Origin of the sequence: Trebonia sp., from assembly GCF_049794275.1 — a bacterium.
Taxonomy (GTDB): Bacteria; Actinomycetota; Actinomycetes; order Streptosporangiales; family Streptosporangiaceae; genus Trebonia.
Genome location: NZ_JBARCR010000746.1, coordinates 1 through 1635, shown reverse-complemented (window position 1 = coordinate 1635; position 1635 = coordinate 1). Strand labels below are relative to the sequence as shown.

1 protein-coding gene is annotated in these 1635 nt (G+C 73.3%); it reads right to left on the bottom strand.

Annotated elements, in window-relative coordinates:
* Window positions 1-43 precede the first annotated feature (43 nt).
* Window positions 44-1635 (bottom strand): histidine kinase (locus WA805_RS19610; protein ID WP_425243057.1); only part of this gene is annotated, 1592 nt, incomplete at its 5' end.

The following is a 1635-nucleotide window of genomic DNA, read 5'->3' as shown; positions in this document are numbered from 1 at the left end:
AAGCGGGGCTGTGCGGGGTCCAAGGTCATGGCATCGGCGGGGGCTAGGGCGTGAGCAGGGGGACTGAGCCCAAGATGCGGGTGCCTGCGCCTATCGCGGATTCCCAGCGGACGGTGCCGCCGATAGCGCCGAGACGGTCGGCCATGTTCATGTAACCGTGGCCGTTCTTGGCCTTGGCGACCTCGAAGCCCGGTCCGTTGTCGGACACCGAGAACAGCAGGCCGCCGGACTCTTCCCAGATCCGGATCGTGACGGTCGCGCCCGCGGCGTGCTTGCCGGCGTTCTGCAGCGCTTCCAGGCAGCAGAAGTAGACCGCGGACTCGATCTCGAGGCCGTACCGGCCGATGCCGTCGGCGGACACGGTCACGGCCAGCGGGCTGCGCCGCCCTGCGGCGGCCAGCGCCTCGCTGAGCCCGCTGTCGGCCAGCAGCGGCGGGTAGATGCCGTGCGCGAGATCGCGCAGCTCCTGGATGGTGCTCTTGACCTCCTCGGCGAGCTGGTCGATCATCGCGGTCACGGTCTCCGGGTCGTCGCCGACCAGGTCGCGCATGAGCCGCAGGTTCACCGCGAGCGCCACCAGGTGCTGCTGTGCGCCGTCATGCAGGTCGCGTTCCACCCGGCGCCGTTCGGCGTCCGCGGTGGCCACGATCCGCGCGCGGGACTGGCGCAGCTCGTCGGCCTGCTTGCGCAGCTCGTCGAGCGTGGTCTGCAGCGCGGTGTCCAGCCGGGCGTTGTGCACGGCGAGGCCCACCTGGCGGGCCAGCTCGGTGAGCACCCGGTCGTCCTCGGCGGAGAACGGGTCGGCCGTGACAGGCCGCCGCACCACGATCAGGCCGAGCAGCTCCCCGGCGTGGCTGACCGGCGCCACCCGCAGCTGCCCGGTATCGGGACCTGAGCCGTTCAGCGAGGGCAGCCAGACCGACGCCCAGGCGTGCCCGGATATCCCGGCGCGGGCTACGACCTGCCGTTCCCTGCCGCCCACGAGCAACGACCGCGGCCCGGTGTCCGGCACGGCGGCGGTCCGCTCCAGCACGTCGCCCGTGCCGGTGTAGACCTCGGCGGACGTCAGCGCCATCGTCTTGCGCAGCGACTCAGCGAGCTGCAGCAGCAGCTCGTCCATGGAGATGGCGCGCGTCATCCGGCTGCCGAACGTCCGCAGCACCTCGTCGGGCGCCTGCCTGGCCCCGAACACCCGCCGCGTCGCCCAGTCGGTGAGCCGCTCCCTGGCGGGGGCGAAGCTGATCGCGGCGACCGCCGCCGCGACCATGGACAGCCCGAGCAGCTGGCGGTCCGCCGAGGAAGACGGCGGCCGGCCGAGCCCGAGGATGACCACCAGGTAGATCAGCGCGACCGTGACGGCGAACCCGGCGACCGCGAGCACCTGCACGAGCAGGCGCCCGCCGCGGGGGCCGAGCCGCGGCACGTCCCCGGCGGCCATGCCGACGGGGACGAGCACCATCACGGAAGCAGCCACCGGCGCGACCGGCGCGGGCCAGTCCACGAGCAGGTACAGCACGGCGACGGACAGCGCGAGCCCGCAGGCGACGACCAGGCCGATGGCGGCCCACTGCAGCCGCTCCCTGTCGCGGCCCGCCGAATGGTCGTACCGCATCCGTGCGGCGGGCAGCGCGAGCA